The organism is Amycolatopsis sp. NPDC051716 (assembly GCF_040681595.1).
Classification (GTDB): Bacteria; Actinomycetota; Actinomycetes; order Mycobacteriales; family Pseudonocardiaceae; genus Amycolatopsis.
The window spans coordinates 127685-154133 of record NZ_JBFAZA010000019.1; the positions used below are offsets into that span (position 1 = coordinate 127685).

Genomic DNA, 26449 nt, shown 5'->3' on the forward strand with positions numbered 1-26449 from the left:
CTAGGACGGCCCGGGGCATGCGGGAAGCGCTGATCACGCATCTCTGCTATGCGTAGTAGGCATGGACGTGTCGAGCACGAGCCTCCGGGTGCTTTGCCGGATCGCCGAGTCGGGCAGCTTCACCGCGGCCGCCGCGGCGCTGGGTTACACGCAGTCCGCGGTCTCCCGCCAGGCGGCCGCCCTCGAACGCGGCGCCGGGGTCACCCTGTTCGAGCGGCGGCCGGACGGGGTCCGGCTCACCCGGCCCGGGCTGACCCTGCTGCGCCACGCGCGAGCGATCCTCGAGTCGGTCGACGCGGCCGAACGCGAGCTGATCGGGGCGGCTCCCCGCACGGAGGTGGTGCGGCTCGGGCTCGTCCCGAGCGCCGGGCCGGTGCTCCTGCCCGCCGCGCTCGCCCGGCTCGCCGGGACCGCGCCCGGAATCCGGGTCACCACCCGCGAAGGCACCACGCCCGGCTTGGCCCGGGCGTTGCGCACCGGTTCGCTCGACCTCGCCGTGCTCACCTCCCGCCCACCGCACCGGCCGCCGGACGGCGAGGCACCCCGCCTGCACGTCACGACGGTCCGGGACTCCGAACTCCTGGTGGCGGCGCCGGCCACCGGCGCGTTCGCGGGCCGCGCGGCCGTGCACGTCGACGAACTGGTCGACGCACCCTGGATCGCCACCCCGGCGTCGAGCGCGGAGCCCCTGCTCGGCGTCTGGCCGGGCCTGCCCGGGCGAGCGCGCATCGTCCACAGCGCCCGCGACTGGCTGACCAAACTGCACTTGGTCGCCGGGGGTTTCGGGGTCACCACGATCCCGGACGGCCTGGCGCCGGTCGTCCCGCCCGGCGTGATTTCCCTGCGGGTGGAAGGCGCGCCACCGGAGATCCGCCGGGTGCTCGTGGCCCGGCTTCCCGGTGCCGCCACGCCGGCGATCACCGCCGTCACCGCGGCGATCACCGCGGCCGTCCGGCCGTGACTACGAGGCCGTGCATACGGCCATTTGGTTAACGCTAACAGCACGCGAGCGACGACTCGGGCCGGAAGACGCGATCTCTGGCCGGGCGTCACGAAGCGCTCCGCACGCCGTTGTACTGGATCTTTGTGGCCCGACCACGCCCCGGAGACGTCCCGCCCGACCGGTGAGCATGGCTCCCGGGTCCGCGAAATTCAAGGCTTCCGCCGCCGGAATGTGAGCGATAACATTCCGGCTGTCAACGGAGATGGGGAGCGGCGTCATGGGGCAACGAACTCGGCCGCCGTGGCGTCGCCGCCTCACCAGGTGGACGGCCACCGCGGCGCCCGCCATGGCCGGGGTGCAGGCGTGGGTCGCGGAGCCCGCCGCCGTCCCCGACGGGGTCGGCGCCGGCAATGGCGCGCTCGCGTCGGTCGACCTGGCCGGGTCGTGGAGCTTCACCACGCTGCACGCCGTGACCGCGCCGAGGTCGTGCGGTACACGGCCGGCGCCGGCGCCAACCAGCAGTGGCAGCTCGTCCCCGCGTGATCAAGCTCCCGGCCCGGCGTGCGTACCCCACCGCGCCGGGCCGGTGACCACTTCGGCGGTCGCTGCCGGGATTTCGGCCCGGTAGGACCGGCCGCGTGCGCCAGTAGGATTGCCCACGGGCGATACCGCTGGGAGGGTGCCTGGATGGCTTGGCTGAACCGGGACAAGACACCCGCGCTGTTCGCGGTGACCACTTCCGTCGTGAGCGGCGGCATTGTGGCCGTTCTGGCGAAAGTCCTGCAAGGGGGCATTTCCGCGGGAGCCACGATCCTCTGGTCCGCGCTGGTTTCCGCCGTCGTCGCGATCGTTTTCTGGGCCGTGTTCGCGCTGGGGCCACGAAACCGGCGCGGCACGGCTTTCCTGCTGACGTCGGCGTTCGAGCAGAAGTATTACGTGGCGGCATTCGTGCAACAGGTGCACAGCGCCCTCGACCGGGACGACATCGACCTCGTGCTCAAGGTACCGGACCGGGACTACGACGCGGGCGCGCAAGCTCATCACCTGCGCCGCATCCTGAACCGGAAGCACGCCTACATCGGGGGCATCGTGATCGCCGGAGAGGTGTCCAGGCTGCGCGAGGACCTCGTGACGTTCTGCCGGGAGTCGCGGCTGCCCACTGTGTTTTCCGACCTCGAGCCGTTCCCGACCGAGTCGGAGTACCCGCACGACACCGCGTTCATCGGCTACGACACGGGTGAACTCGGCGAGCTGGCCGGCCATTGGCTGGTCAAACACTTGCGCGGACGAACCGGGCCGCGGGTGCTCATCATCGCCAGTCTCGAACACGACAGCCGGCAGCAACGCTGCGAAAAGGCGTTGCGCTCCGGGCTGCCCGACGTCGAAATCGTCACCGACGACCGATGCGGGTTCGTGCGCTCACGGGCGCACAACGCGGTCCGGACCCACGTCCGGAGCCTGGCACCCGGGCAGCGCCTCGATGCGATCTTCTGCACCAACGACGAGATGGCCCTGGGCGCGGTCGACGCCATCGCGGCAGCCGCGTCGGCGGCGACCCAGGCCACGGTCGTGATCGGCATCGACGGTGTGCTGGAAGCCAGAACGCTGATCGACACCGCGGACTGCCCGTTCCGGGCGACCGTCGTCCAGGACACCCACCGCCTGGCGGTGGGCGCCGTCGACTTCCTCGTCAAGATGCACCGTGGTTACGCCGTGCCCCGGCGCACGATCCTGAAAGCGGAGATCTACGAGGGCGACAGCGCGGTGCTGTAGCCGACGAGGTCCCGACGGACGGCCGGCCGGCCTCGTTGCCAGCCGTTCTCGATGTGCCGAACCGCGGCTCAGCGGCGGTTGACCTTCACGTCGTCCATGCAGGTCGAGCTGACCGTCAGATCCCGGTACGGGTAGTGCTCGCCCTCGAGCAGCTCCATCGCCATCAGCTCGGCCTGGTCGTGGGCTCGCTGCGTGGCGTCCTCGCCGGCCGCGACTTCCAGCGCCACGCGGTAGCTGAAGCCGCCCAGGTGCCGGCTGTAGGCGAGCGTTCCCGTTTCGCTGAACACCAGGTCCGCCAGGTCCGCCGTGCCGGCGTTGGCCAGGAGTTTCGCGCGGACGGCTTCCGAGGGCCGGTCGAACTTGCCACGGACCAGGACGCGGTAGGTCGGCATGCCGTCAGGTTAGCGAGGCACGTCGTGGCCGGGGAACCGGTTTTCGGCTGACGCTGCGGCAGGCCCGCCGGTGACTACGCTGAAACAGGCCTGACCGGGCAACGGAGCTCGCCTCGCGAAAGGGTCCCCGCCATGTCGCAGCAGGATCGTCACGGAACTTCGGCCGCGAGCGGGGTGAACCGGCGGCTGGTGCTGGCCGGCGTCGCCGGTGGGGTGGCTTCCCTCGGGCTGCTCTCGCCCGCGGCCGCCGCCGGAGAAACAGCCGGGGAGACCGCCGGGGACACAGCCGGAGCGGCCGCCGCGCGGGATCGGCGGGTGGAGGCGCTGCTCCAGAAGATGACGCTCGCCGAAAAGCTCGGGCAGCTGCAGCTCGTCGGGGACGAAACCGCCGCCCGCGCGGCCCTCGCCGTCGGCCGGCTCGGTGGGGTCTTCTCCGTGGTCGGGGCCGCGAAACTCAATGCCCTGCAACGCCTTGCCGTCGAGAAGACGCGGCTGGGGATCCCGCTCATCTTCGGCCTCGACGTCATCCACGGGTACACCACCAACTTCCCGATCCCGCTCGCCCAGGGCGCCAGCTTCGACCCCGCCGTCGCGGGCACGGACGCCACCATTTCGGCCCGGGAAGCCCGCAGCAGCGGCATCCACTGGACCTACGCGCCGATGATGGACGTCACCCACGAGCCGCGGTGGGGGCGGATCGCCGAAGGGTACGGCGAAGATCCTTATCTGGCGACGCAGTTCGCCGTCGCCAAGGTGCGCGGCTACCAGGGGAACGACTACTCCGCGCCGGACCGGGTTGCCGCCTGTGCCAAGCACTTCGTCGCCTACGGTGGCGCCGAAGGCGGGCGTGACTACAACACCGTGGACGTTTCGCTGCAACGGCTGCACAACCTTTACCTGCCGCCGTTCAAAGCCAGTGTCGAGGCGGGCGTCGCGACCGTCATGGCCAGCTTCAACACGATCAGCGGCGTGCCCGCCCACGGCAACGGCTACGTCCTGCACGACGTCCTCAAGGGCGCCTACGGTTTCCGCGGGTTCGTCGTCAGTGACTACACCGGCATCGAGGAACTGATCCTGCACGGCCTCGCCGGTGACGGCGCGGACGCCGCGGCGGCCGCCCTTCCGGCCGGTGTCGACATGGAGATGGTCAGCACGAATTACGCCCGGTTCGCCGAACGGCTGCTGGCCGAACGGCGGATCACCCGCGACCAGATCGACGACGCCGTCCGCCGGATCTTGCTCGTCAAGTTCCGGCTCGGCCTGTTCGAGCGCCCGTACGCCGACGAAACCGCCGAGGTGAAAGCGCCTTCGCCGGCCGCGCTGGCCGCGTCGCGGCAGGCCGCCGCGCGGTGCATGGTGCTGCTGAAGAACGACGGACCCGTGCTGCCGCTGGCGAAAACCACCGGTTCGGTCGCCGTCGTCGGGCCGCTCGGCGCGGCGACCTACGACCTCAACGGCACCTGGGCGGGCCTGGGCACCGGGGCCTCGACGACGCCGCCGGTGACCGTCGTCGACGGGATCAAGGCCGCGGTACCCGGCGCCACCGTGAGCTACACCGCCGGCTGCACCGTCGACGGGACCGATACCGGCGGGTTCGCCGCCGCGCAGCAGGCGGCACGCGCCGCCGACGTGACCGTCGTGGTGGTCGGCGAAACCGCCGCGATGAGCGGCGAAGCGGCGGCGCGAAGCGACATCGGCCTCCCCGGCGTGCAGCAGCAGCTGGTCGCCGCGATCAAGGAGACCGGCAAGCCCTTCGTGGTCGTGCTCGTCAACGGCCGCCCGCTGACCATCCCGTACCTGCACGAAAACGCCCCCGCCATCCTCGAGGCGTGGGCCCCCGGGGTGCAGGGCGGCCACGCGATCGCGGACGTCCTGTTCGGCGCGGTGAACCCGGGCGGCAAGCTGCCGGTGAGCTTCCCGCGCGCGGTGGGCCAGATCCCGATCTACTACAACCACGAGAACACCGGACGCCCCGCCGACCCGGCCAACAAGTACACGTCGAAGTACCTGGACCTCGACAGCGGGCCGCTCTACGAATTCGGCCACGGCCTGTCCTACACCACGTTCCGCGTCGACGGCCTGCGGCTTTCCGGCGCACGCCTGCCGGCGACCGGCGGCCGGATCGAGGTGAGCGCCACCGTCACCAACACCGGCGGCCGGGCCGGCGACGAGGTCGTCCAGCTCTACCTGCGCGACCCGGTCGCGAGCATCGTCCAGCCGGTGCGGCGGCTGCGCGGCTTCCGGCGGGTGAGCCTGGCCGCGGGCGCGTCGACGACGGTTTCCTTCACCCTCACCCCGGACGACGTCGGGTTCTACGACAACACCGCCCGGTTCCGGGTCGAGCCGGGCAAGATCGAGGTCTACGTCGGGACCAGCTCGGCGGCCACGCTTTCGGCGAGCTTCACCGTCGGCTGACCGCCGGGCCGCTCACCCGGCACTCGTGCGGGAGCGCAAGCGCTTCCGCCATTCCTGCCGCACGTACGGCAGGCCGTTGAGGTGCACGACCGGCACGGAGCCGTCGCGCCACGCCGTCACCCCGAGGACGATCCGGTCGGTGCCGGCGTGCGGTCCCCACGGGGGCGCGCCCGGTCCGTACCGGTCGGCACTGCGCCACACCGCGCGCTGGTGCGGGACCAGCACGGCGCGATCGCGATCGGCCGTCAGTTCCAGTTCCTCGCGGCCGGCCACCGTCAACGGGGGCGCCCCGGTCCGGACGTACTCGCCGTGCACGGCTTCCGGCTCGACGGCCAGACCGAGACCGAACCCGGAGACGCCGCCGGCCGCGTCGGTGCGGCCGAGCCCGTCGAACAGTTCGCGGATGGTCCGGTAGCGCTGTTCGCGCAGCTCCTCGCCGCGGTTGTCCAGCCACACCACCCCGCGGCCCGCGGCGGGGTCGATGACGAGCTTCGCCCACATCCCGCCGAAGGACCCCTCGTGCCCGATCTGGCGGATGCCCTGCACGGCGGGCGAGAGGGTGCAGCCGAGGCCGTAGCGCAGGTCGACGTCCAGCCGCGGGTCCGCGTGCGGCAGGTGCATCTGGCCGAGCTCGGTCCGGGCCCGCAGGTGGTGCGCGCCGAGCCGGGCCAGGTCGAGCGCGGTCGAATAGCAGAGCGACGACGGCTCGTGCTTGGCCCCGGCCTTGGCGCCGTGGTCGACGCGCAGCCCGGTTTCGCCGGGCAGGTGGTGCTGGGCCAGCGGATAGGTCATCGCCACCGCCGGGTCGTGGGTGCTGTGCCCCATGCCGAGCGGCTCGAACACCCGCTGCCGGACGACCTCGGCGAAGGGCAGGCCGGTCACCTCCTGCGCGACGAGGCCGGCCAAGCTGACGCCCAGGTTGCTGAAACCGTAGAACTCGCCCGCCCGCGCCAGCACCGGCGTCCGGGCGTAGTCGTGGCGCACCGCGACGGCGAGGCCGCCCGGGTCCCGGCTCAGCCCGTCGTGCAGCACGGCGTCCGGGAGCAGGCCGGACCGGTGGCTCAGCAGGTGGCGCAGCGTGGTGCCGTCGCTGCCGGTCCCGGTGCGGCGGCGCAGCCCGCCCAGGTAGCCGTCGACGGGCGCGTCGAGGTCGAGGACGCCGTCGGCGGCGAGGGACACGATCATCGTGGCGGTCACGAACTTCGCGATCGAATAGATCCGGAACACCGTCTCCGGTGTCATCGCGTGCTGGGTCTCGGCGCTGGTCACGCCGTCGGCGACGGCGGCATCGGGCCCGGCGGCGGTGAAGGTGCACACGACGACGCCGGGAACGTCGTGCTTGCGGCGGAAGCGCCGCAGCGCGCGGCGGACGACCTCGGTCACGGAATTACCCCTCGATGCACGGCGAACAACAAGGAACCGCGCCCGCTTCTTGAGCGCTGAAGGCGGAAATCAGCTGGTGGCGACGAGCGTGACCCCGAGGCCGACGAGCGCGGTGCCCGTCACCCGGTCGAGGGCCTTGCGCGGGCCGCTGCGGCGCATCAGGCCGGACAGCCGGGCGGTGAGCAGCACGAACAGCGCCCACCAGAGGAGGCCGAGGGCGATGTCGAGACTGCCCAGCACGAGCACCTGCGCGGCGGCCGGGCCCTGGGGGTCGAGGAACTGCGGCAGGACGCTCACGAAGAACAGCGCCGCCTTCGGGTTGAGGACGTTGGACAAGAACGCTTGCCGGAACACCCGCACCGGGGTCAGCCCGGCCGCCGGCTCCTCCGGGGGAGGTTCGGCTTCGTCCTCGTCACCGCGTCGGCGCCGCCACGACTGCCACAGCGCTTGGGCGCCGAGGAACACCAGGTAGGCGGCCCCGACGAGCTTGAGGATGGTGAACAGGACCGGGCTGTGCAGCAGCGCCGTGGACACCCCGAGAGCGGCGGCGGCCATGTGCACGCACAGGCCGCACTGCACCCCGGCCGCGGCGAGGAACCCGTAGCGCCGGGCCCGGGCGGAAGCGCGCAGGACCACCACCCAGTCCGGGCCGGGCACGATGTAGGCCACCATGACCACGCCGGCGAACGCCAGCAACACCCCGGTGCTCATGAGCCACCCTCCCCCGGTACCGGCTTCGACACTGTCCGTAATCGATTACCCACGTTCACGGATCTCAATCGCGGGGATCGGCGAGCGGAAACCGGTAGAGGACCTCGGGATCGTGCCCGCCGCCGAGTTCGGCGCTCTCGAACAGCGTCGACACCTCAGGCGTGCCGCCGTGCCGGCGGGCCAGCTTGCGGACGAGCATGATGACCGCCCGGTTGCCGGGGTTGACGGTCGTTTCGAACCAGCGCGCGCCGGCGCGGCGGGCCCGGCCGGCCACCTCGGCCATCATCGCGAACGCCAGTCCGGGCCGGGTCAGCTCCGGATCCACCGCCGACTGCCAGGCGAACCAGGTCTCCGGATCGCGCGGCGGCCGGTACCCGGTCACGAAGCCGGCGAGCCGGTCTTCGCACACCGCCACCACGGAGGTCGCGGCGAAGTCGCGGCACCAGAGGAGGTAGGCGTAGCGCGAGTTGACGTCGAGCGGCGGGGACCGCACGACGAGCTCGTGGATCGCCGCCGCGTCGGCGGTGGTGGGCGGGCGGAGCCGGACACCGGGCAGCGCCGGGGTCCGGATGTCGTGCGTGGTGGACACGTGAGTCACCTTTCCGGGTTGTCGGTGGGGTTTCAGCGACCGCCGAGGCGGCCCGTCATCCGCTTCGCGAGGCCGTCCACGGCGTGCTCGGTGTTCCAGCGGACCGCCCGGTCCAGGCCGCTCGCCAGGCTGCCGGCGTGTGGTGCGTCGAACTCCCGCTTGAGCTGGGCGAGCACCGTGCCGGGCTGGGCCCGCACGCGGCCGGCGAACGCCGTGAGCTCGCCCGCCCCGCCGTTGACCAGCCCGATCCGCTCGGCCCGGGCGGCGCCGATGCGGCCGCCGCCGAGGACCAGTTCGCGGACCAGGCCCTCGCCGAGCAGCCGGGGCAGGCGCTGGAGACCGCCGAGGTCCGCGACCAGCCCCAGTTCGGCTTCGGGCAGCGAGAACCAGGCACGGGCCGAGGCGTAGCGGACGTCGCACGCGCAGACCAGCTCCAGGGCCGCGCCGGTGCACTCGCCGTCGATGTCCGCGATCACCACGCGGCGGCTCCGGGCCAGCCCGGTGATCGTGTCCTGCAGGCGCCGCGCGTCGGCGGCGAGCACGTCCCCGCCGCGCCGGGCGGCCCGGCGCAGCCGGGTGACGTACCAGCGCAGGTCGAGGCCGCGGGAGAACACCCCGCCGGCGCCGCCCAGGACGATGCTGCCCGGCCGGTCGGTGGCCTCGGCGAGCTCCAGCAGCTCGGCCAGCTCGGTCCAGAACGTGCCGCCGAGCACGTTGCCCGCGCCGGTCCCCCGGATGGTCACCCGCAGGTCGCCGCCCGGCGGCCAGGCGACGTCCAGGGTCCGCCACTCGTGGGCCGCGGGATCGGCCGGTGCCTCGAGCGCGACGCTCACCGGACGCCGGCCCGGTCGACGATGGCGGCCAGGTCGCCGACGCGTTCGAGCGTGTCGAGGTCTTCGTCCTCGACCACGCAGCCGAACCGCTCTTCCAGTTCCGAGAGCAGGTCGACCACCTGGGCCGAGTTCAGCCCGAGGTCGTCCTCGAGCCGGGACTCGGCGGTGATCCCCGCCGCCGGGGTTTCGTCGAGGTGCCGGGCGAGCAGGTCGGCCACCTCGGCCACGGATCCGGTCATGTCGTCCTCCTGGGTCAGTCGCTCGCACCGGCGGCCACGAGAACGGCACCGGTGAGGGCTTGGGCGGCTTCGTGTTCGCGCTCGGCGAGCTCGGCGAACGCCGAGCGGACGAGCGTGGGCCGGGACCGGCCGCGCCGCGCCGACGTCGCGGCGAAGCGCAGTGTCCGCGGCAGCTTTTCCCAGCACTTGACGGCTTCTTCGAGCGCGGCGTGGCTCCGCCCGCTCGTGGTCCGGCCCAGGTACCGGCCGAGGCACCGGTGGCTGCAGAGGTGGTGCTGGGCCGCGGCCCAGCAGTCGTCGACGACGTCGGGGTCCCGGACCAGCGCGTCGCTGTCGGCCAGGTGCGTCCCGAGGGCGCCGAGCGCCTCGACGGTCCCGGTCACCCAGTGCGGGGGCAGCGGGTTGGGGTGCACCGGCCGGGACTGCCGGCGCAGCAGCAGGTGGCGGCAGCCGGCCGGGGCCGGGTTCTCGAAGCCGAACGCGAGGGTGTTGCGGAGGTGGTGCTTAACCGGTTCCGGCCCGTCCCGGCGCGTCAGCCGGTCCAGCTCGGGCTCGCCGATCCAGCCGGTGAACGGTTCCTGGTGCTGGCCCGAGGTCATCAGGCCGGTGAAGCGGTCTTCGACGTGCCAGCGGGCGCCCTCTGAGCCGTCCTCGAAGCCGTCGACGAGCAGGAAGTGCGGGGCCGCGGTGCCTTCCCGCTGCGCGGCCCAGGGCAGCTGGGTGCTGTAGCCGACGACCAGGGCACACCCGTACCGCCGCAGCTCCCGGTCGAGATCGGCGCGGAAGCCGCCGAAGTCCTGGTGGCCCCGGTAGGTGAGCCGGGTGCCGTCGCCCATCCGGTCCAGCGGGCGGTCGTGGTGCGAGACCGCGACGAGCCCGTCGGGCCGGCGCAGGTCGACGGCCAGCCGCACGGACACGGCGATCGCGTCCGCCGCGCCGGGGGTGCCGTGGTGTTCCAGGTAGGCCGCCAGGTTGGCGGTGTAGCAGCTCAAACCGTCGGTCATCGCCCCTCCGTTCGGTCGGCGTAGGCGCAGCAGAGCGCGAAGGTGCTTCCGCGGTCCCGCAGCTGCGTCCACGTGAGATCCCGCCAGCGGCCGGCCGGGGCCGCCGCGGTGACCGGAATGCGCCAGGGCCGGCCCGCGATGCCTTGCCCGGTCGCCTTGACGCAGGCTTCCTGCGCCGCCCACACGCGGGCGAAGTCCCGCCCGCCCGCCGCCGGCTCGGCCGCCATCCGCCCGGCTTCGCCCGGGCAGCACCGCCGCAGCATCGCCGGCCCGGGCAGGCCCGCGTCCTGGACGTCCACGCCGACGTCCCGGCCGTGCGCCAGCGCCACCGCGACGACGTCGTCGGAGTGCGCCAGGCTGACCCGCAGGCCCGGCCGCCCGGGGACGACCGGTTTTCCGCGCTCGGTGCGGTGCAGCGGGCTGGCTGTACCGTCCACTTCGGACATCAGCCGCACGTACAGGGCGCGTACGGCGAGGTATTCGCGGGCTCGGCGGGGTGACATGGCCCTTGCTTCACGCTCGGCCCAGTCCGGCACCGGCAGTTCGGCCAGCGCTTCGTCGGCCGGCGCGGCCGTCAGGTGCACCCCGGGAGCCACCTCGACGGCGGTCCCGACCGGGGCCCGGCGACCGGCGCCCACCCAGTCCGGCACCGGCATCGCCGCGTCGGCCGGCGTGGCCGTCAGGCACACCTCGCGAACCACCTCGACGGTGGTCACGACACGGCCTTCAGCTCGCGCCGGTGCACCAGCAGCGGGTCCCGGTCCTCGCGGATCTCCGTCCAGGTCGGCGCGCCGACGAGCAGGACGTGGTCGGCGTACGGCAGTTCGTCCGCGAGCTCGCAGGTCAGTGCCGCGACGCCGCCGGTCGGCAGCGGGAGCCCGTCGACCTCGCGCAGTTCGGTGGCCGAGAAGCGTTCGGTCACCGGCAACCGCGCAAAGTCGGCGCACAGCCCGGCCTGCGCGGAGCTGAGCACGGTGATCGCGAAGCGGCCCGCCCGGCGGATCGCCGCCAGGGTCGTGCTGCGGGTCAGCAACGAGACCACCACCAGCGGTGGACTGTCCGAAAGGGACATCATGGCACTCACCGTGCAGCCGGCCGGAGTGCAACCGTCCGAAGTGGACACGATGGTGGCGCCCGTCGGCCACTGGGCCATCAGGGACCGGAACGCGAGCCGGTCGCCCGCCGGGGCGGTCACGGACGGCCCGCCCAGGCCAGCGTCACGTCGCGGTCGAGCAGGGCGATCGCCCCGTTGGCGTCGTAGAGCCGGTCGTTCGCGTAGTTGAGGCTCGCCGAACGCAAGTCGCGGTGGACGCGTTCCAGCGGCAGCGCGGAGTCCCGCATGTACCCGTGCCGCAGGCCGGTCAGCTCGACGAGCTCGTCGACCACGGCCGCGCAGCGCTCCGCCGCGTGCACCTTCAGGCCGTTGAGCCGCAGCTGCACGGCGGGTGCCTCGGCGTCGGGCGCGTCGGCCGCGTCGCGGATCACCTGCGCCAGCAGGGCGGCCACGGTGTCCAGGTCGAGCCGGGCGCGAGCCAGCCGCCGGCGCAGCAGCTCCGACGACGGGTCGAACGAACCCCGGGTGCGCGGGTCGCGGATCATGCCCAGCACCGAGCTCAGCGCGCCCCGCGCGGCGCCGAGCCAGCAGGCGGCCCAGCCGATGTGCCCGGCGGGCACGAACGTCCGCGTGGCCACCGCCCGGAACCCGGCGGGCGCCCCGACGAGCTGGTCGGCCGGGACGTCCCCGGTGATCCGCAGCGGGACGCTGTGCGTGCCCCGCATCCCCATCGGGTTCCAGCTGCCGCGCCCGGGCTCGGCGGTGACCTGCCCGCGGTCGGCGTAGACGAGCGAGACGTCGTCGTAGCCGGCCTCGGGCGAGGCCCGCATGGTGATCAGGAACCCGTCGGCGACCGCGCCGCCGGTGACGATCGGGGCGTCGCGGTCGATGCCGAGGGAGCCGCCGGCCGGGCGCAGCGGCGCTTCGGCGGTGAGCAGGTGCCCGCCCTTGCCGCGTTCGCTGGTGACCGAGGCGACGTAGACCTCGCCGCGGGCGATCCGCGGCAGCAGGTCCGCGCGCAGCCGCGGGCCGGCGTGCTCGGCGATCGCGGCGACCTGCTGGCCGTGCATCGCCCAGATCATCGCCGTCGACAGGCACGCGCCGCCGAGTTCCGCGGCGATGCGGGCCAGGTCGGCCAGGTCGCCGCCGAGGCCGCCGTGCTCCACCGGCACCAGCAGGCCCATCAGCCCGCTCTCGCGTAGCGCGTCGAGGGAGGCGGCCGGGAACGTGGCGCTTTCGTCGACCGCCCGCGCGTGCTCGGCGAGCACACCCACCACGCGGGCCGTGCGCTCGGCGAGCGTGGGCGCGGCGGGCGCCAGCGCCGTCACCGGGCACCCGCCGTGGTGTCCTGCGCCTGCTGCACCCGATCCAGCAGGGCGTCGCGGGTGGCGAACGTGTCGTCGGTCATCGCCTCGTCGGGCAGCTCGACGCCGAACTCGTCCTCGAGGTCGAAGAGCAGGTCGATGGCGCGCATCGAGTTCAGGCCGAGCTCCTTGAGCCGGGCGTCGGCGGTCAGCTCCTGCTGCGGGCCGAGGTTCTTCAGGTGCTTGCGCAGGATCGTGTCGAAGCGTTCGGTGTCCATGGTCGTTCCCTTTCGTCAGAGCGGATTGCGGGTCACGTGCAGCCGGGAGGCCGATTCCAGGCGGCCGTCGTCGACGACCGCCTCGGCGGGCGCCGGGTGGCCGAGGAACGCGAGCAGGCCGGCGGTCGGGCCGTAGGCGCCGGCGTTGGGCACGCTCACGAGGTCGCCGATCCCGGTGCTCGGCAGCCGGGCGCCGCGGGCGAGGACGTCGAGCGGGGTGCACAGCGGGCCGGCCACCGTCACCGGCTCGTCCTCGACCTCGCCGCCGGCCAGGACGTCGGCCGAGATCGACGGGATGCGGCGCAGGCCGGACATGCCGCCGAGGTGGTGCACGCCGGTGTCGAGCAGGACGTACCGGGTGCCCTTGGACTCCTTCACGTCCACCACCCGGCTGAGCAGCACCCCGCAGTCGCCGACGAGGTAGCGGCCCGATTCGAAGGACACGCGGGGGGCGCCCTCCCGCCACGCGGGCAGGCGGTCGTCGAGCAGGGTCTCCAGCGCCACCGCGAGCCCGGTGAACCGCGGCCGCTCCCCCACCCGGGCGTAGGGCAGGCCGAACCCGCCGCCGAGGTCGATTTCGTCGAGGCCCGGGAAGAGCACCGCGAGCTTTTCGGCGATGCCGATCCCGACCTCGAACTGGGCCAGCAGGTCCTTCTCGTCGGTCAGGTTGGTGCCCATGTACAGGTGCAGCCCGGTGACGCGGGCGTGCCGGAACCCGGTGAACCGGGGCGTCTCGGCCAGCACCCACGACAGGTCCGCGCCGAACTGCGACGACGTCCCGGTCATGCTGAGCCCCGCGCCGGGCACCGGCTCGTCGGCGTTGACGCGCAACGCGCATCGGGCTTCGACGCCCGCCTTCCGGGCGAAGTCGTCGACGCGGGCGAGGTCGTCCGGCGAATCGACCGAGAAGCGCGTGACGCCGTGGGACAGGGCGTGCGCGACCGTCTCCGGGGTCTTGGCCGGGCCGGTGAGCAGCACCGCCTCCGGCGGCACCCCGGCGCCGAGCGCGGCGTCGATCTCGCCGGTCGAGCTGACTTCGGCTTCGCAGCCCAGCGCGTGCAGCAGCGCGATGATCCGCGGGTGCGGGTTGGCCTTGACCGAGTAGTACACAGTGGACGGCCGGGGCAGGGCCGCGGTCAGGTCGGCGTGGGCCCGGCGGACGGCGTCGAGGTCGTAGACGAACGCGGGCGTGCCGTGCCGTTCCGCGATCTCCTCGTGCAATGGGGTGATCACAGGGCGGCCTCCAGAGCGCGCTTGTCGATTTTGCCGTTCACGCCGTGCGGGAGCGTGTCGACGACCTCGATCCGGTCGGGGATCTTGTGCGGTTCGAGGCGTTCGGCGAGCCCTTCGCGCAGCTGCCCGGTGTCGAGCGCGCCGGTGACCGCGAGCACGGCCGGGCGGTCGCCGGCGGGCGGGAGCACCGCGGCTTCGGTGACGCCGTCGACGTCGGCCGCGGCACCCTCCACTTCGACCGCGCTGACCCGGAACCCGTCCTGCTTGTACTGGTCGTCGTCGCGGCCTTCGAAGTACAGGTAGCCCTCCTCGTCGACGCGGCCGCGGTCACCGGTCAGCAGGGTGGCGCGGCCGTAGGCGTCGCGCGGGAAGCGGCGGGCGGTCTGCTCGGGCGCGCGCCAGTAGCCGCCCATCACGTTCGGCCCGCGGACGGCGAACTGGCCCACCTGCCCGGGCGGCAGCTCGGCGCCGTCGTCGTCGAGGACCAGGACCTCCGTGCCGGGCAGCGGCCGCCCGACCGAGCCGGGCCGGGTCAGGTACGCGTTCGGGTCCTCGATGGACACCCGCTTGCACTCGGTCAGCCCGTACATGGCCACGACGTCGAGGCCCGGGGAAAACTCCCGCAGCTTGGCCGACAGCGAGGCCGGCAGCGCCGCGCCGGTGTTGGTCACCAGGCGAAGCGACGCCGGGAACCGCCCGGCCCGCGCGGCCAGCCGGGCCAGCGTGGCGCCGAGGCCGGGCACGAGCGGCAGCACGGTGACGCCTTCGCGCTCCACAGTGGACAGCAGAGCCGGTCCGGCCGCGGCGTCGTCGCCGAGCACCAGGCAGGCACCCGCCTCGGCGGCGAGGAAGACCTGGTAGAGCCCGTAGTCGAAGGACAGCGGCAGGCAGCAGAACACCCGGTCGGCCGCGCGGTAGCCCAGCCGCTGCGCGATCGCCGACACCGCGAACAGCACCTGCTCGTGGGTGGAGACCACGGCCTTCGGCATGGCGGTGCTGCCGGAGGTGTAGATGAGGCTGAGGATGTCGACGCCGGTGGCGCGCGACGCGGGGGCCTCGGCGTCCCCGGTCGCGGGGAGCTCGCCGAGCTTGTGCACCTTCGCCGTGCTGCGGGAGACGGTTTCGGCCGCGGCGTCGGCGGCCAGCACCAGCGCGGGCTCGCTGTCGGCGAGGATGTGGTCGAGGTGGAACGGCCGGATCCGGTCGCTGACGACGACGTAGGCCGCACCCAGCCGCGAAACGGCGTAGAGCAGCGCCACCGTGTCGGGGGCGTGCGGCGCGGCGACCAGCACGCGATCACCGCGGCCGACGCCCTGGCCGCCGAGCCAGGCCGCGAGCGTGTGCGACCGGCGAGCCAGCTCGGCGTAGGTCCACTGCAGGTCGTCGCGGGCCAGTGCGGGGGCGTCCGGCGTGGCGGCGGCGCGCCGGTCGAGCAGGTCGTGCAGGAACCGCGGGGTCACGGGTGTGCTCCTTCCGGAAGGGCGGCGGCGAGCAGCGACCGCAGGGCGGGGAGGCTTTCGAAGGCCTCCGGCACGATCCGCTCGGCCGGCACCTCGACGCCGAGGTCGTCTTCGAGCCGTTCGAGGACCGAGACGATGGCGATCGAGTCGAAGCCGGGCAGGTCGAACAGGGAGTCGGCGGACAGGACGTCGGTGGCGGGGACGCCGAGCACGTCGGCGACCGTCCGGGCCAGGGTGTCGGTCATCGGCTGTCTCCTCCGAGCGTTTCGGCCAGCACCCGTTTCGCCGTCTTGCCGGTGCTCGTGGTGGGCAGCGCGGCCAGGACGTGCACCTGGGACGGCACCATGTAGTGCGGCAGCCGGGCGCGGCAGTGGCGGAGCAGGTCCGCGGGCAGCGTGTCGTGGTCGGTGCCGGCGCGCGGGACGACCGCGGCGTGCAGGCGGTGGGTGGTGGCCGGGTCGGGCAGCGCCACGACGGCGACGCCGTCCACGCCGGGGTGCGCGGCCAGGTGGGCTTCGACGTCGCCCAGCTCGACGCGGTAGCCGCGGGTCTTCACCAGCCCGTCCGCGCGGCCCAGCAGGTGCAGCGTGCCGTCGGCGTCGCGGCGGGCGATGTCGCCGGTGCGGTAGCAGCGCAACTGTCCGGAGTGGACGATCGCGGCGTCGGTCAGGTCCGGCCGGCCCAGGTAGCCCGGGGTGACGCAGCCGCCCGCGACGACCAGTTCGCCTTCGCCCTCGCCGTCGAATTCGATGTGCCCTTCGGTGTCGCGCAGCCCGATGACGGCGCCGGTGACCGGCCGGCCGATCGGCAGACGGCTGTCCGGGTCCGGCGGGCCCGGCAGCCGGTGCGCGGTGACGACGTTGGTCTCGATGGGCCCGTACAGGTTGGCCGCGGCCGCGCCGGGGACCAGGGCCATCAGCTCGGCCAGCGCGGCCGTCCGGAACTCCTCGCCGGCGAACAGGATCTGCCGCAGCTCCGGCAGGTCTCCGGTGGCCAGGCCGCCGCGGCGGGCGAGCGCGGCCAGCGCGGTCGGGACGGCGTAGACGCTGGTGATGCGCCGCTCGCGCAGCAGCCGTCCCAGCGCCGCCGGGAAGAGCGCGGCCCGCTCGGGCACCAGGTGCAGGGCGGCGCCGCCGCGCAGGCCGGCGTAGAGGTCGTAGACGGGCAGGTCGAAGTGCAGCGGCGCGTGCACCGCGACCCGGTCTTGCGCGGTGAGCGGGAATTCGGCGACGGCCCAGTCGGTGAACGCCGCCGCGTTGCGGTGGGTGATGACGACGCCCTTCGGCGTGCCGGTCGAGCCGGAGGTGTAGAGCACGTACGCCTCGTCGTCCGGGCCCACCGGCGCCGGCTCGCCTTCCGGCTGCTGCTGAAGCGCGCCGACGTCCAGGGATTCGGCGTCGAGCAGCGTTTCGCAGCCGGCGTCGGCGAGGACGAAGTCGCGGCGGTCCGCCGGGTGGGCGGGGTCGATCGGGACGTAGGCGCGGCCGGCCCGCAGGCAGGCCAGGAAGGCGACCACGGTGCCGATCCGCTTGCGGCTCACCACGGCCACCCGGCCGGGCCGGTCGCCCAGCTGCCCGGCCAGCCCGGCGGCGGCGCGGGCGAGGTCGCCGTAGGTGATCGACGGGCCGTCGTCTTCGACGACCGCCACGGCGCCGGGCGCGCGCCGGGCCTGTGCGGAAAAGTGCTGGTGGATGAGCATCAAGCGGTTCCTTCCGGATGGTCGAGTGAGGCACCGGCCAGCTCGGCTTCGGCGGCCAGCGCGGCTTCGAGGGCCGCGGGGACGGCCGGCGGCACCGAGCGGCCGGCTTCGACGCGGCGGATCGCGATGTAGGTGAGTTCCTGCAGCTTCTGCCAGCGCGGGAGGACGGTTTCGTCGAAGGCGCGGGAGAACCCGGGCGCGGGGGTGCCGGGCAGTTCCCGCAGCCAGAGGCCGTGCAGCTGCCGGTCGCGGGTGATCAGCCAGCTCTGCAGCGCGAGCCGGTGCAACGCGGCCTTGTCCGGCTCGCGGTACTGCCCGGCGAAGGCGGCCGCCGTGCCGTCGGCGTGGGAAGCGAGGACGGCTTCGCAGTTCGCCCGGACTTCGCGTTCGGGGTCCAGCGGTTCCGCCGGCCCGCACGGTTCGAGCACCGCCCAGGCACCCCGGTCGAGGGCGGGCCCCAGGTCGCCGAGGACCACCTTGGTCGTCGTCGGCCGCGCGTGCCCCCACCGGGTCCGGTTTTCATACGGATCCACCACGTGCAGCACGGGTTCGCGCCCTCCTTCGACGCCTTCGACGACGAATCCGTGTTCCATGTGCTCATTTCCGCAATACGGCAGCCACGGCAGGAAAAACGCGTCCGCGGTGACGGCGACCGCGTTGCCGCGGCCGAGCTCCGCCGTCCACGAATCGAGGCATTCCGCCGTCGATTCGACGTCCGTCCATTTCGGCCGGAGCCCGGTGAAGCGGGCGACCGACCGGTCTCGGGCCCGCGGCGGCAGGTCGAGTTCGAGCACCCCGTCGATTCCGCCGACGACGCGGAACGCCCACTGGTAGGCGAACGGGGTGCGCACGTCGGCCACCCCGGCGTGCGCCAGCAGGAGCGCCACGACGTCCGAAACGCAGTCCATGTAAGCGGAATCGACCCGACCCATGAGACGAGCGCAGGAAACGAAAGCGTGACGATCAGGCACAGGTTCCCCCAGGGGAGGTAGCGATGGACAATTCCATTCATTCGCGCAAAGGCGAAGCGGCGTGTAATAACTTTCTACCGCACCGGCAATTGCCGGGCAACGCGGCGGATTCGCCGGTCGAACGACCGGAACGAGGTTGATAACCGCCGGAACGGAGAATCAAACCCGGGCATGCGCAGCAACCACCGTGGCAAACGGAGCAATTCCGTACCGCTGTCCGACGCAGCCGCGCGCCGGAGTTCACCCGCTCGGCGCACGCACCGGAATCCCACGAAGCGGTACGGCGGGGGCCCCGCCTTCGCCGAACCGCCCGGGCCGGTTCGGTCCGCTACGCCGCCGGCGCTCGACCGCCGATCAGGCCGGCCGGACCGTCAGGCCCGGTCTCCAGCGGCCGAGTCGATCACGTCCGCGGCGGTGCCGAGCAGGTGACCGAGGGCGCCGGCGAGGCTCGGGTGGCGGAATTCGTGGCCGGCCGCGGTCAGCCGCCGGGGTGCCACGCGCTGGTCGGCGACCGCCAGTTCGCGGGCGCCGTCCTGGCCGAGGAGCAGCCGGGGGCCGCTCGGCGGCACCTCGGGCAGTGTCGGCCGGTCGAGCACGGTTCCCAGCGTGCGCGCGTATTCGGCGGTGCGCACCGGTTCCGGGCTCACCGCGTTGACCGGTCCACTGAGGACGGAGTCGGTCAGGGCGTGCAGGTAGACGTCGGCCAGGTCGTCGAGACCGATCCACGGCATCCACTGCCGCCCGGTGCCGAGCGGGCCGCCCAGCCCGGCGGCGAACAGCGGGTACTGCAGCCGCAGCAGGCCGCCGCGCGGGCTCAGCACCAGGCCGGTGCGCACCCGGACCACGCGCAGCCCCGCCGCCGACGCCGGCTCGGTGGCCGCTTCCCAGTCCGTCACGACGTCGGCGAGAAACCCTTGCCCGCGCTCGCTTTCCTCGGTGAGGAGCTCGTCGCCGCGGTCCGGCCCGTAGTAGCCGGCCGCGGACGCCGAGACGAACACCTTCGGCCCACCGGCGGTACGCGCGGCCAGGTCCGCGAGCGCCCGCGTCGGCGCGATCCGGCTCTCGCGCACGGCCCGGCGGTGGCGGTCGTCGAACGGGCCGGCGAGCAGGGCCCCGGCCAGGTGCACGACCGCGTCGACGCCGGTGAGCAGGTCCGCCGCCGGGGTTTCCGGCTGCCAGGTCCGCTCGCCGGGGGTCTCGGCGGGCCGCCGCACCAGCCGGACGACCTGGTGGCCGCCGATGGTCAGCAAGGCCGTCAGCGCCGTCCCGGCGAGACCGCTCGCCCCGGTGACCGCGACCGTCAGCGGATCGTGCCGGTAGCGCCGGTGCGCGGCCAGGTCGGCGGCCAGCTGCCGGTGCCGGTGGGCGGACATCGAGCGCCGGAACGCCTCGGGCGCCGGGGTGCCGGCGTGGCCGGCTTCGGCCGCCGGCCGGACGACCGGGCAAAAAACCCTGGCCACGCTCACCTCTCGATGCACGGACGATGCAGGTGCGCAAGCCTAAGAGAACGTTCGCCATTGCGCTCGCCGAAGCGTTTTGGCCGCGTTTCGGTTTCGATGCGGCGCGTCAGCTGCCGAAAGCCGCCAAGGCGTCGGAGAACGACGGCGGCAGCGGCTCACCGACCGTCGGCAGGCCTCGCCAGCCCGGGCCGGCCGGGCGCACCGGAACCCCCTCGGCGTGCAGCGTGCGCAAGGTTCGCACATCCGCGGACGGCGACGTCATCGACCACACCACCACCGCGCTCGGCGCGAACCGGCCGGCCACCACCCGCAGGACGTCCGGCGCCACCGGGCCGCTCAGGAACATCGCCGGAGCGCCGTCGTCGGCCAGCGCCGCGCTGAGCATCTTGACCGGCAGTTCGTGCCGCTCGGTGGGCCCGCACACGAAAAGCGCGGGACCCCGGCCGGCCCGCGCGGGCGCCGGCGCGCGCAACCGGTCCAGCGCCGCCGAAGCCGCGGCGGCCAGCGCCCATTCCGCGGCCATCGCGTCGCGGTCGCCCGCTCGCGCCCAGCGCTCCCCGATGGCGCGCAGGACCGGCGCCACGACCTCGGTCCACGATTTCGCGACCCCCAGGCTCGCGAGCGCGTCGTCGACCAGATCACCGATCGCGGACACGTCGAGCAGCTCGGCGGCCTCGGCGATCCGCTCCCGTCGCCGGCCGGCGGTCGTCTCGCCCGCCGACCGCGACAGCACCAGCCTGGCGGCGTCGCGCGCCCGGGTGCCCTGCGCCTGGAGCGCCCGCATCCGCCGCAGCCGATCGACGTCATCGGGCGTGTAGCGGCGGCGGCCGTTCTCCTCGCGATCCGAAGCACCGATGCCGTACCGCTGCTCCCACGTCCGCAGCGTCACCTGCGAGACGCCGAGAGCCCGGGCGACGTCGCCCGAACTCAAGGAGCGCGACTCGGGTGTTCTGCTCACGCGGTCTCCCCGGGCGCTGGCTGCACAGGTTTTGCATCACCGTACCCGCGAGATACGCCCAAAACTGGAGGCGAGCGGCCACGAAAGGACCAACTTGCGATGCATTTGCGATGCGCGGCTCGGCGAGGGGTGCGGCCTCGGCGCCGATCGAGTCTGGCCAAACCGGCCAAGGTGAGTAAAACTCACCTTCATGCCCGAACTGAGAGTTTTCAGCCTGCTTGCCCGGATCGGGTTGACCTGCTATGCGGCGGTGCACCTCGTCGTCGCGTGGCTGGCCGCCCAGGTGGCGCTCGGCGACAACGAGTGAGCCGACAAGGCGGGCGCACTGCAGATCGTCGCTTCCGAAGGCGGGGCGTGGCTGCTCTGGCTGATCGCCGCCGGCACCGGGGTGCTGGCGCTGTGGCAGCTCGCCGAGGCGATCACCGGCCACCGGAACGCCGACCCCCGGCGGCGCTGGGTGCGGCGGACCGTCAGCGGCGTCGAAGTGGTGCTGTACGGCCTCGTCGCCTACAGCGCGGGCAAGACGGCGATGGGCGCGTCCGGCAAGGCCGGGTCGGTGGTCGCGAGCGTGCTGGGCCGGCCGTGGGGCGCGGTCGCGGTGATCGCAGCGGGCGTCCTGGTCATCGTGGTCGCGGCGTGGCTCGCCTACCGCGGGGCGCGGAAGAAGTTCCTCCACGACCTCGACTTCGGCGGCGCGTCCCGCACCCTCCGGCTGTCCACCACCCGGCTCGGCCAGATCGGCTGGTGCGCGGTGGGAATCACCTACGCCACGGTGGGGGCGATGTTCGTCCTGGCGGCGGTCCGCTACGACCCCGGCAAGGCCGCCGGCTTGGATCCGGCGCTGAAGACGCTGGCCGTGCAGCCGTACGGCCAGGTGCTGCTGCTGGCCCTGGCGGCGGGGATCGCGGTGTTCGGCGTGTTCGCCCTGCTCGAAGCCCGGTTCCGCCGGCTGTGACGCGCGAAGTCAGACCCAGTCCGCCGGATCCAGGTTCGCGAGGACCTCGCAGTCGCACCCGCCGCCGAGCTCCCGCAGCCGGTCTTCGAGCGGTGCCGGGCTGAGCCCCTCGCGCAGCGCCCACTCGCGGGTCAGGGTGAGCTCGCCGTCGCAGTCGTCGGCCAGGTCGTCGTCGAAGTGGTCTTCCAGGTGCTCGAGCAGGTCGGCGAGCTGTGCGGCGTTCAGGCCGAGGCGGGCCCACATCTCGTCCCGGGCGCGCTGCTTGTACGCCTTCTTCGCCGCACGGCGCTCTTCCTCGCTCAGCATGGGAACCCCTGGATCAGCCGGGCCGGGTCAGGCCCAGATCGTAGGCGATGATCACCGCCTGGATGCGGTCGCGAGCGCCGATCTTGGCCAGCACCCGGCCCACGTGCGTCTTGACCGTCGACTCCGACAGCACCAGCCGCTCGGCGATCTCGCCGTTCGTCCGGCCCTGGCCGATCGCGACCAGGATCTCCCGCTCGCGCTCGGTCAACGCCTCCCAGCGCGGGTCGTCCGTACCGCCGCCGGTCGCGGACGGCAGGTGGTGGGCGTAGGCGTCGAGGAGACGCCGGGTCAGGGCCGGCGCGACGACGGCGTCACCCCGGGCCACCGCGCGGATGCCGGCCAGCAGTTCCTCCGGGTGGGCGTCCTTGAGCAGGAATCCGCTCGCGCCCGCCCGCAGCGCCGCGTGCGCGTACTCGTCCAGGTCGAACGTCGTCAGCGCCAGGACCCGGGACCGCCCGCCGCCCGCGATGATGTGGCGGGTGGCTTCGATGCCGTCCATCCCCGGCATGCGGATGTCCATCAGGACCACGTCGGGGCGCAGTTCGGCCGTCCGGCGCACCGCCTCGGCCCCGTGCGCCGCTTCGCCCGCCACCTCCGTGTCGGGTGTCGCCTCCAGCAGCATCCGGAAGCCGAAGCGCTGCAGGGCCTGGTCGTCCACGATGAGCACGGTGATCACGCCGGGCCTCCCGGGAGCGGGCTGACGTCGAGGACCGCCCGGACGGCCCAGCCGCCGCCCGGCACGGGACCCGCGGTGAGGGTGCCGCCGTAGAGGGCCGCGCGTTCTCTCATCCCGGTGAGCCCGTGCCCTTCGCCGGGTGCGGGCCGGCTGCCGTCGGGCAGGCCGGTGTCCTGGACGTCGATCCGCAAGCGCGTGCCTTCGGCGGTGAGCGTGATGTGGACGCGCGTGCCGGGGCCGGCGTGCTTCAGCGTGTTCGTGAGCGCCTCCTGCACGATCCGGTACGCCATCAGCTGGACCCCGCGGTCCAGGGCGTCCAGGTCGCCTCCGGAGCGGTAAGAGACCTCCGGCCCGGCCGCGCGCAGCCGGCCGCACAACGCCTCGATGTCGGCGATGCGGGGCTGCGGGTGCAGCTCCGGGGTCGCCGCCTGCTCGCGCAGGACGCCCAGCATGCGCCGGAGTTCGCCCAGTGCCTGGCGACCGGACTCCCCGACGAGCCGGAGCGCTTCCCGGCTCCGCTCCGGCGCCGCCTCGGCCGCGTACGCACCGCCGTCCGCCAGGCTGATGATGACCGACAGGTTGTGACCGATGATGTCGTGCATCTCCCGGGCCACCCGCGTCCGCTCGGTCGCGGTGGCCAGCCTGCTGCGCTGGTCGCGTTCGACCTCCAGCCGGGCCGCGCGTTCGCGCAGGTTGGCCAGCTGAGCCCGGCGGATCCGCACCGCGAACCCCAGCGCGGCCGCCGCGATCGCCGTGCTGACCAGGAAGAACAGCGCACCCCACACGGACACCAGCGGGGAGACGCGCACCGCCACCTGGACGACCAGCCCGGCCACGGCCGCGCCCACCCACGGCAGGTGCCGGACGCGTCCGTGCAGCGTCGCGCTGTACAGCGCGACGAGCAGGGCCACGTCCGCCCGCAGGAACACCCCCAGCGACCACTGCAGCGCGAATACCGCCGCGATCACGGCGAACGCCGCCGACGGGGCCCGCCGCCGGGCCAGCAGGGGCAGCACCAGGCCGGCTTGCAGGGCCAGCGTCCCGGCCACCGGCAGCTGCGTGAACGTGATCGGCAGCCCATCGCGGTCGCCGTCGGGGTGCACGAACTCCGGCACGCAGAACAGCAGGGCGACGGCGGCCACCACGGCCGCGTCGAGCAGCCACGGGTGAGCGCGGTCCAGCCGCCGCAGCCGCCGTCCGATCGCCAGCGCGCGCGTGAACAGCGGCTGCCCCGCTACACCCGCGGTGTCGTCACTGCTCACGTCGGTCACCTGTCCATCGTGGACGAAACGCGGCTCAGGCGTCGGTCCGCCGCAGCCGGTAGGCCGCTCCGGCCAGCGCGAGCGCCGTCCAGCCCAGGAACACGAGCAGCCCGGCCGCAGGCGAGAGCGAACTGCTGTCGTGGGTCAGGGCGTACATCGACTGGCCGGCGTTGCTGGGCAGGTACGGGCCGACGTCGTCCTGCCAGCTCGCCGGCAGCAGCGACATCAGGCCGGGGATCAGCATCAGCACCGCGACCAGCACCGAGATGCCGCCCGCGACCGACCGCAGCAGGGCACCGAGCGCGGCCCCGAGCACGCCGACCAGGCCGAGGTAGAGGCCCGCGCCGAGCAGGCTGCGCACCACGCCCGCGTCCGCGAGCGTCACCGCCGCCGGCGTCCCGGACACCAGGCCGCCGGCGATGAGGAAGGTGACGAACACGCCGATGACGCCGAGGACCAAGGCGACCACGCCGAACACCGCCGCCTTGGCCCACAGCACGGGCAGCCGGCTCGGGACGGCGGCCAGCGTCGACCGGATCATGCCGGTGGAGTACTCGCCCGCGGTGACCAGCACGCCGAGGACACCCAGCGCCAGCTGCGCGAAGGTCAGGCCGAACAGCGACAGGCTGACGGTGGTGGCGTTGGCGAACTCCCGTTCCATCCCGGCACCGGACCCGGCCGGCTGGGGCGTGTACTGCGCCGCGGCGATCAGGCCGAAGGTGATCAGGAACGCCAGGCCGAGGCCGAGGGTGATCCACGTCGAGCGCAGGGACCACAGCTTGGCCCACTCGGAGCGCAGCACCCGGGGTCCGGTCACCCGGTAGGCGGGCCGTTCGACGTCGGTCGAGGGGGCGGTGACGGTGCTCATGCGGCCCTCCGGAGCGTTTCGATGCCGGTGCCGTGGTACTCGACGGCGTCCCTGGTCAGGTCCATGAAGGCCTGCTCCAGGGAGACGGTCCGGGCGGTGAGTTCGAACAGCGCCACGCCGTGCTCGGCCGCCTTGAGCCCGATGGCCCGCGCGGACAGGCCGGTCACCTGCAGCACCTCCGAACCGGTCCGGCCGGTGATCTCGACACCCGGGCCGGCCAGGATCTCGCGCAGCCGCGCGGGATCGGCGGTGGCCACCTGCACCGTGTCGCCGCCGGCGTCGCGGACCAGGTCGGCCACGGTGGTGTCGGCGAGCAGCCGGCCGCGGCCGACGACGACGAGGTGCTCGGCGACCAGGGCCATCTCGGACATCAGGTGCGAGGACACGAAGACCGTGCGCCCCTCGGCGGCGAGCCCGCTGAGCAGGGTGCGGATCCAGAGGACGCCTTCGGGGTCCAGGCCGTTGACCGGCTCGTCGAGCAGCACCGTCGCCGGGTCGCCGAGCAGGGCCGCGGCGATGCCCAGGCGCTGGCCCATGCCGAGGGAGAACCCGCCGGCCCGCTTCTTCGCCACGGACCGCAGCCCGGCCAGGTCGATCACCTCGTCCACCCGCCGCCGCGGAATGCCGTGGGTGTGGGCCTGCGCCAGCAGGTGGTCGTAGGCGGACCGGCCGGGGTGGATCGACTTGGCCTCCAGCAGCGCCCCGACCTCCTGCAGCGGGGCGCTGTGGCGGGCGTAGTGGCGGCCGTTGACGCGGACCGAGCCGCTGGTCGGGGCGTCCAGCCCGATGATCATCCGCATCGTGGTGGACTTGCCCGCGCCGTTCGGGCCGAGGAAGCCGGTGACGGCGCCGGGCCGGACGGTGAAGTCCAGGTGGTCGACCGCCGTCTTTTCCCCGTACCGCTTCGTGAGCTGCAGTGCTTCGATCATCGCCGGTCTCCGGTGGGTCCCGCGGGCCGGCTGCCGGCCCGTCCAGGTCCACGCTAGGAGCGGGAGCGGCGCCATCCGTGGTACCGCCGGAGGGAATCCGGGGCGCCCGGTGGTACCGCGGTACCACCGGGGTCGCGGCGTGGTCCGGCCGGATCCGCTCGCCCGCGAGACCGGAGCGGCTACTGGTGCAGGTGCTGGGTCCAGTCCGCGGGAACCCGCTCGGCCGGGCCGGGCACGGCCTGGGTGAGCGGCCGGTGTTCGGGGGCGGCGAGCGCGGGGCCGGATTCGTACAGCACCTCTTCGCCGTAGTCCCAGAACCACTCTTCGCCGGGCTCGAAGCTGCGCGCCAGCCGGTGCCCGCTGGCGGCGGCGTGGCCGCTGGCGTGCTGCGCGGGCGAGGAATCGCAGCACCCGATGTGCCCGCACTCCGCGCAGCGCCGGAGGTGGAACCACCAGCCCTGCGGGTCGGCGGCCTCGCAGTCCGCGCACCCCGTGCCACTGGGCGGCACCGAGGGATCCACTCCTTGCATGCGCACTCCTCTGCTCGGTCCGGCACCGGACACGCTCCACCTTAAGCGCTGCCGCCAGGAGGCCGCCGACCGAGCCGGATTCCCGCCGGCCACCGTCGAAGAAACGTCGATTCTTTCGATTATTCGATTTCTTCGATCGCCGTTCTTCCGCATTAAAGATCCGCATCGCCGAGAGGATTGACGGCGGGTACCGGGCATGTTGGAATATGTCCACCAATGGGCAC

At 73.5% G+C, this 26449-nt stretch carries 30 protein-coding genes; 6 read left to right on the plus strand and 24 right to left on the minus strand.

What is annotated here, in order from left to right; genetic code table 11:
- The first annotated feature begins 61 nt into the window (after window positions 1-61).
- The 3 genes from AB0M30_RS26050 (at window position 62) to AB0M30_RS26060 (ending at window position 2716) form a co-directional block, all read left to right on the plus strand.
- Entirely contained in the window at window positions 62-961 is a 900-nt protein-coding gene (locus AB0M30_RS26050) for a LysR family transcriptional regulator (RefSeq protein WP_364588356.1), read from the plus strand.
- A 259-nt stretch (window positions 962-1220) separates the two neighbouring features.
- A complete protein-coding gene (locus tag AB0M30_RS26055; protein ID WP_364588358.1) occupies window positions 1221-1571 on the plus strand; it encodes a hypothetical protein in 351 nt (116 codons plus the stop codon).
- A gap of 59 nt (window positions 1572-1630) precedes the next feature.
- Window positions 1631-2716: a substrate-binding domain-containing protein gene (locus tag AB0M30_RS26060; protein WP_364588360.1), complete on the plus strand. Its 1086-nt coding sequence runs from the start codon at window positions 1631-1633 to the stop codon at window positions 2714-2716.
- 68 nt (window positions 2717-2784) lie between these two features.
- On the opposite strand, the gene AB0M30_RS26065 is transcribed toward AB0M30_RS26060, so the two are convergent.
- Window positions 2785-3108 carry a DUF6204 family protein gene (locus AB0M30_RS26065; RefSeq protein WP_364588362.1) on the minus strand — a complete coding sequence of 108 codons (324 nt, stop codon included), beginning with the start codon at window positions 3106-3108 and terminating at the stop codon, window positions 2785-2787.
- Window positions 3109-3240: 132 nt separating this feature from the next.
- Here AB0M30_RS26065 and AB0M30_RS26070 point away from each other — a divergent pair, with 132 nt between their 5' ends.
- The gene (locus tag AB0M30_RS26070) at window positions 3241-5523 is read left to right on the plus strand and encodes a glycoside hydrolase family 3 N-terminal domain-containing protein (RefSeq protein ID WP_364588366.1); all 2283 of its coding nucleotides are present in this window, start codon (window positions 3241-3243) and stop codon (window positions 5521-5523) included.
- A 12-nt stretch (window positions 5524-5535) separates the two neighbouring features.
- Here AB0M30_RS26070 and AB0M30_RS26075 read toward each other — a convergent pair whose 3' ends face one another.
- The 17 genes from AB0M30_RS26075 to AB0M30_RS26155 form a co-directional block, all read right to left on the minus strand.
- The gene (locus tag AB0M30_RS26075) at window positions 5536-6906 is read right to left on the minus strand and encodes a serine hydrolase domain-containing protein (protein ID WP_364588368.1); all 1371 of its coding nucleotides are present in this window, start codon (window positions 6904-6906) and stop codon (window positions 5536-5538) included.
- Between the two features lie 69 nt (window positions 6907-6975).
- Window positions 6976-7617 (minus strand): LysE family translocator, encoded by a 642-nt coding sequence (locus AB0M30_RS26080; protein WP_364588371.1) that lies wholly within the window; start codon window positions 7615-7617, stop codon window positions 6976-6978.
- Window positions 7618-7681: 64 nt separating this feature from the next.
- Window positions 7682-8206 (minus strand): diaminobutyrate acetyltransferase, encoded by a 525-nt coding sequence (gene ectA, locus AB0M30_RS26085; RefSeq protein WP_364588374.1) that lies wholly within the window; start codon window positions 8204-8206, stop codon window positions 7682-7684.
- 32 nt (window positions 8207-8238) lie between these two features.
- Window positions 8239-9039, minus strand: a complete 801-nt coding sequence (locus tag AB0M30_RS26090) for an enoyl-CoA hydratase-related protein (RefSeq protein ID WP_364588377.1) — start codon at window positions 9037-9039, stop codon at window positions 8239-8241.
- On the minus strand, window positions 9036-9278 hold the full coding sequence (locus AB0M30_RS26095) for an acyl carrier protein (RefSeq protein ID WP_103340054.1): 243 nt from the start codon (window positions 9276-9278) through the stop codon (window positions 9036-9038). The genes AB0M30_RS26090 and AB0M30_RS26095 overlap by 4 nt, the downstream gene beginning before the upstream one ends.
- 14 nt (window positions 9279-9292) lie before the next feature.
- Window positions 9293-10282 (minus strand): hypothetical protein, encoded by a 990-nt coding sequence (locus tag AB0M30_RS26100; RefSeq protein ID WP_364588380.1) that lies wholly within the window; start codon window positions 10280-10282, stop codon window positions 9293-9295.
- Window positions 10279-10998, minus strand: coding sequence for a 4'-phosphopantetheinyl transferase superfamily protein (locus AB0M30_RS26105; protein ID WP_364588383.1), 720 nt, complete (start codon window positions 10996-10998; stop codon window positions 10279-10281). The genes AB0M30_RS26100 and AB0M30_RS26105 overlap by 4 nt, the downstream gene beginning before the upstream one ends.
- Window positions 10995-11477, minus strand: coding sequence for a flavin reductase family protein (locus tag AB0M30_RS26110; protein WP_364588386.1), 483 nt, complete (start codon window positions 11475-11477; stop codon window positions 10995-10997). Before AB0M30_RS26110 ends, AB0M30_RS26105 begins: the two co-directional genes overlap by 4 nt.
- A complete protein-coding gene (locus AB0M30_RS26115; protein ID WP_364588389.1) occupies window positions 11474-12664 on the minus strand; it encodes an acyl-CoA dehydrogenase family protein in 1191 nt (396 codons plus the stop codon). The genes AB0M30_RS26110 and AB0M30_RS26115 overlap by 4 nt, the downstream gene beginning before the upstream one ends.
- On the minus strand, window positions 12661-12918 hold the full coding sequence (locus AB0M30_RS26120; RefSeq protein ID WP_103340058.1) for a phosphopantetheine-binding protein: 258 nt from the start codon (window positions 12916-12918) through the stop codon (window positions 12661-12663). Before AB0M30_RS26120 ends, AB0M30_RS26115 begins: the two co-directional genes overlap by 4 nt.
- 15 nt (window positions 12919-12933) lie before the next feature.
- Window positions 12934-14151, minus strand: coding sequence for a type III PLP-dependent enzyme (locus tag AB0M30_RS26125; protein WP_364588392.1), 1218 nt, complete (start codon window positions 14149-14151; stop codon window positions 12934-12936).
- Window positions 14148-15611 (minus strand): class I adenylate-forming enzyme family protein, encoded by a 1464-nt coding sequence (locus tag AB0M30_RS26130; RefSeq protein WP_364588395.1) that lies wholly within the window; start codon window positions 15609-15611, stop codon window positions 14148-14150. The genes AB0M30_RS26125 and AB0M30_RS26130 overlap by 4 nt, the downstream gene beginning before the upstream one ends.
- Window positions 15608-15856, minus strand: coding sequence for an acyl carrier protein (locus tag AB0M30_RS26135; protein ID WP_364588398.1), 249 nt, complete (start codon window positions 15854-15856; stop codon window positions 15608-15610). The genes AB0M30_RS26130 and AB0M30_RS26135 overlap by 4 nt, the downstream gene beginning before the upstream one ends.
- Complete coding sequence (locus tag AB0M30_RS26140) at window positions 15853-17310, minus strand: amino acid adenylation domain-containing protein (RefSeq protein ID WP_364588401.1); 1458 nt, start codon at window positions 17308-17310, stop codon at window positions 15853-15855. Before AB0M30_RS26140 ends, AB0M30_RS26135 begins: the two co-directional genes overlap by 4 nt.
- Window positions 17310-18242 (minus strand): hypothetical protein, encoded by a 933-nt coding sequence (locus AB0M30_RS26145; protein ID WP_364588404.1) that lies wholly within the window; start codon window positions 18240-18242, stop codon window positions 17310-17312. Before AB0M30_RS26145 ends, AB0M30_RS26140 begins: the two co-directional genes overlap by 1 nt.
- A 410-nt stretch (window positions 18243-18652) precedes the next feature.
- Window positions 18653-19741 carry a TIGR01777 family oxidoreductase gene (locus AB0M30_RS26150; RefSeq protein ID WP_364588407.1) on the minus strand — a complete coding sequence of 363 codons (1089 nt, stop codon included), beginning with the start codon at window positions 19739-19741 and terminating at the stop codon, window positions 18653-18655.
- A gap of 106 nt (window positions 19742-19847) precedes the next feature.
- The gene (locus tag AB0M30_RS26155) at window positions 19848-20699 is read right to left on the minus strand and encodes a MerR family transcriptional regulator (protein WP_364588410.1); all 852 of its coding nucleotides are present in this window, start codon (window positions 20697-20699) and stop codon (window positions 19848-19850) included.
- 388 nt (window positions 20700-21087) lie between these two features.
- On the opposite strand from AB0M30_RS26155, the gene AB0M30_RS26160 reads away from it, so the two are divergent.
- Window positions 21088-21654, plus strand: coding sequence for a DUF1206 domain-containing protein (locus AB0M30_RS26160; protein WP_364588413.1), 567 nt, complete (start codon window positions 21088-21090; stop codon window positions 21652-21654).
- A 9-nt stretch (window positions 21655-21663) separates the two neighbouring features.
- On the opposite strand, the gene AB0M30_RS26165 is transcribed toward AB0M30_RS26160, so the two are convergent.
- From AB0M30_RS26165 to AB0M30_RS26190, 6 genes are all read right to left on the minus strand, one after another.
- Window positions 21664-21960 (minus strand): DUF2695 domain-containing protein, encoded by a 297-nt coding sequence (locus AB0M30_RS26165; protein ID WP_364588415.1) that lies wholly within the window; start codon window positions 21958-21960, stop codon window positions 21664-21666.
- A gap of 13 nt (window positions 21961-21973) precedes the next feature.
- Complete coding sequence (locus tag AB0M30_RS26170; protein ID WP_364588418.1) at window positions 21974-22636, minus strand: response regulator transcription factor; 663 nt, start codon at window positions 22634-22636, stop codon at window positions 21974-21976.
- Window positions 22633-23907 carry a histidine kinase gene (locus AB0M30_RS26175; RefSeq protein WP_364588421.1) on the minus strand — a complete coding sequence of 425 codons (1275 nt, stop codon included), beginning with the start codon at window positions 23905-23907 and terminating at the stop codon, window positions 22633-22635. The genes AB0M30_RS26170 and AB0M30_RS26175 overlap by 4 nt, the downstream gene beginning before the upstream one ends.
- 25 nt (window positions 23908-23932) lie before the next feature.
- Window positions 23933-24766, minus strand: coding sequence for an ABC transporter permease (locus tag AB0M30_RS26180; protein WP_364588424.1), 834 nt, complete (start codon window positions 24764-24766; stop codon window positions 23933-23935).
- Complete coding sequence (locus AB0M30_RS26185) at window positions 24763-25695, minus strand: ATP-binding cassette domain-containing protein (RefSeq protein ID WP_364588427.1); 933 nt, start codon at window positions 25693-25695, stop codon at window positions 24763-24765. Before AB0M30_RS26185 ends, AB0M30_RS26180 begins: the two co-directional genes overlap by 4 nt.
- 179 nt (window positions 25696-25874) lie before the next feature.
- Entirely contained in the window at window positions 25875-26225 is a 351-nt protein-coding gene (locus AB0M30_RS26190; protein ID WP_103340065.1) for a UBP-type zinc finger domain-containing protein, read from the minus strand.
- Here AB0M30_RS26190 and AB0M30_RS26195 point away from each other — a divergent pair.
- Window positions 26224-26406 carry a hypothetical protein gene (locus tag AB0M30_RS26195; protein ID WP_364588429.1) on the plus strand — a complete coding sequence of 61 codons (183 nt, stop codon included), beginning with the start codon at window positions 26224-26226 and terminating at the stop codon, window positions 26404-26406. The two genes, AB0M30_RS26190 and AB0M30_RS26195, sit on opposite strands and share 2 nt — an antisense overlap.
- Window positions 26407-26449 lie beyond the last annotated feature (43 nt).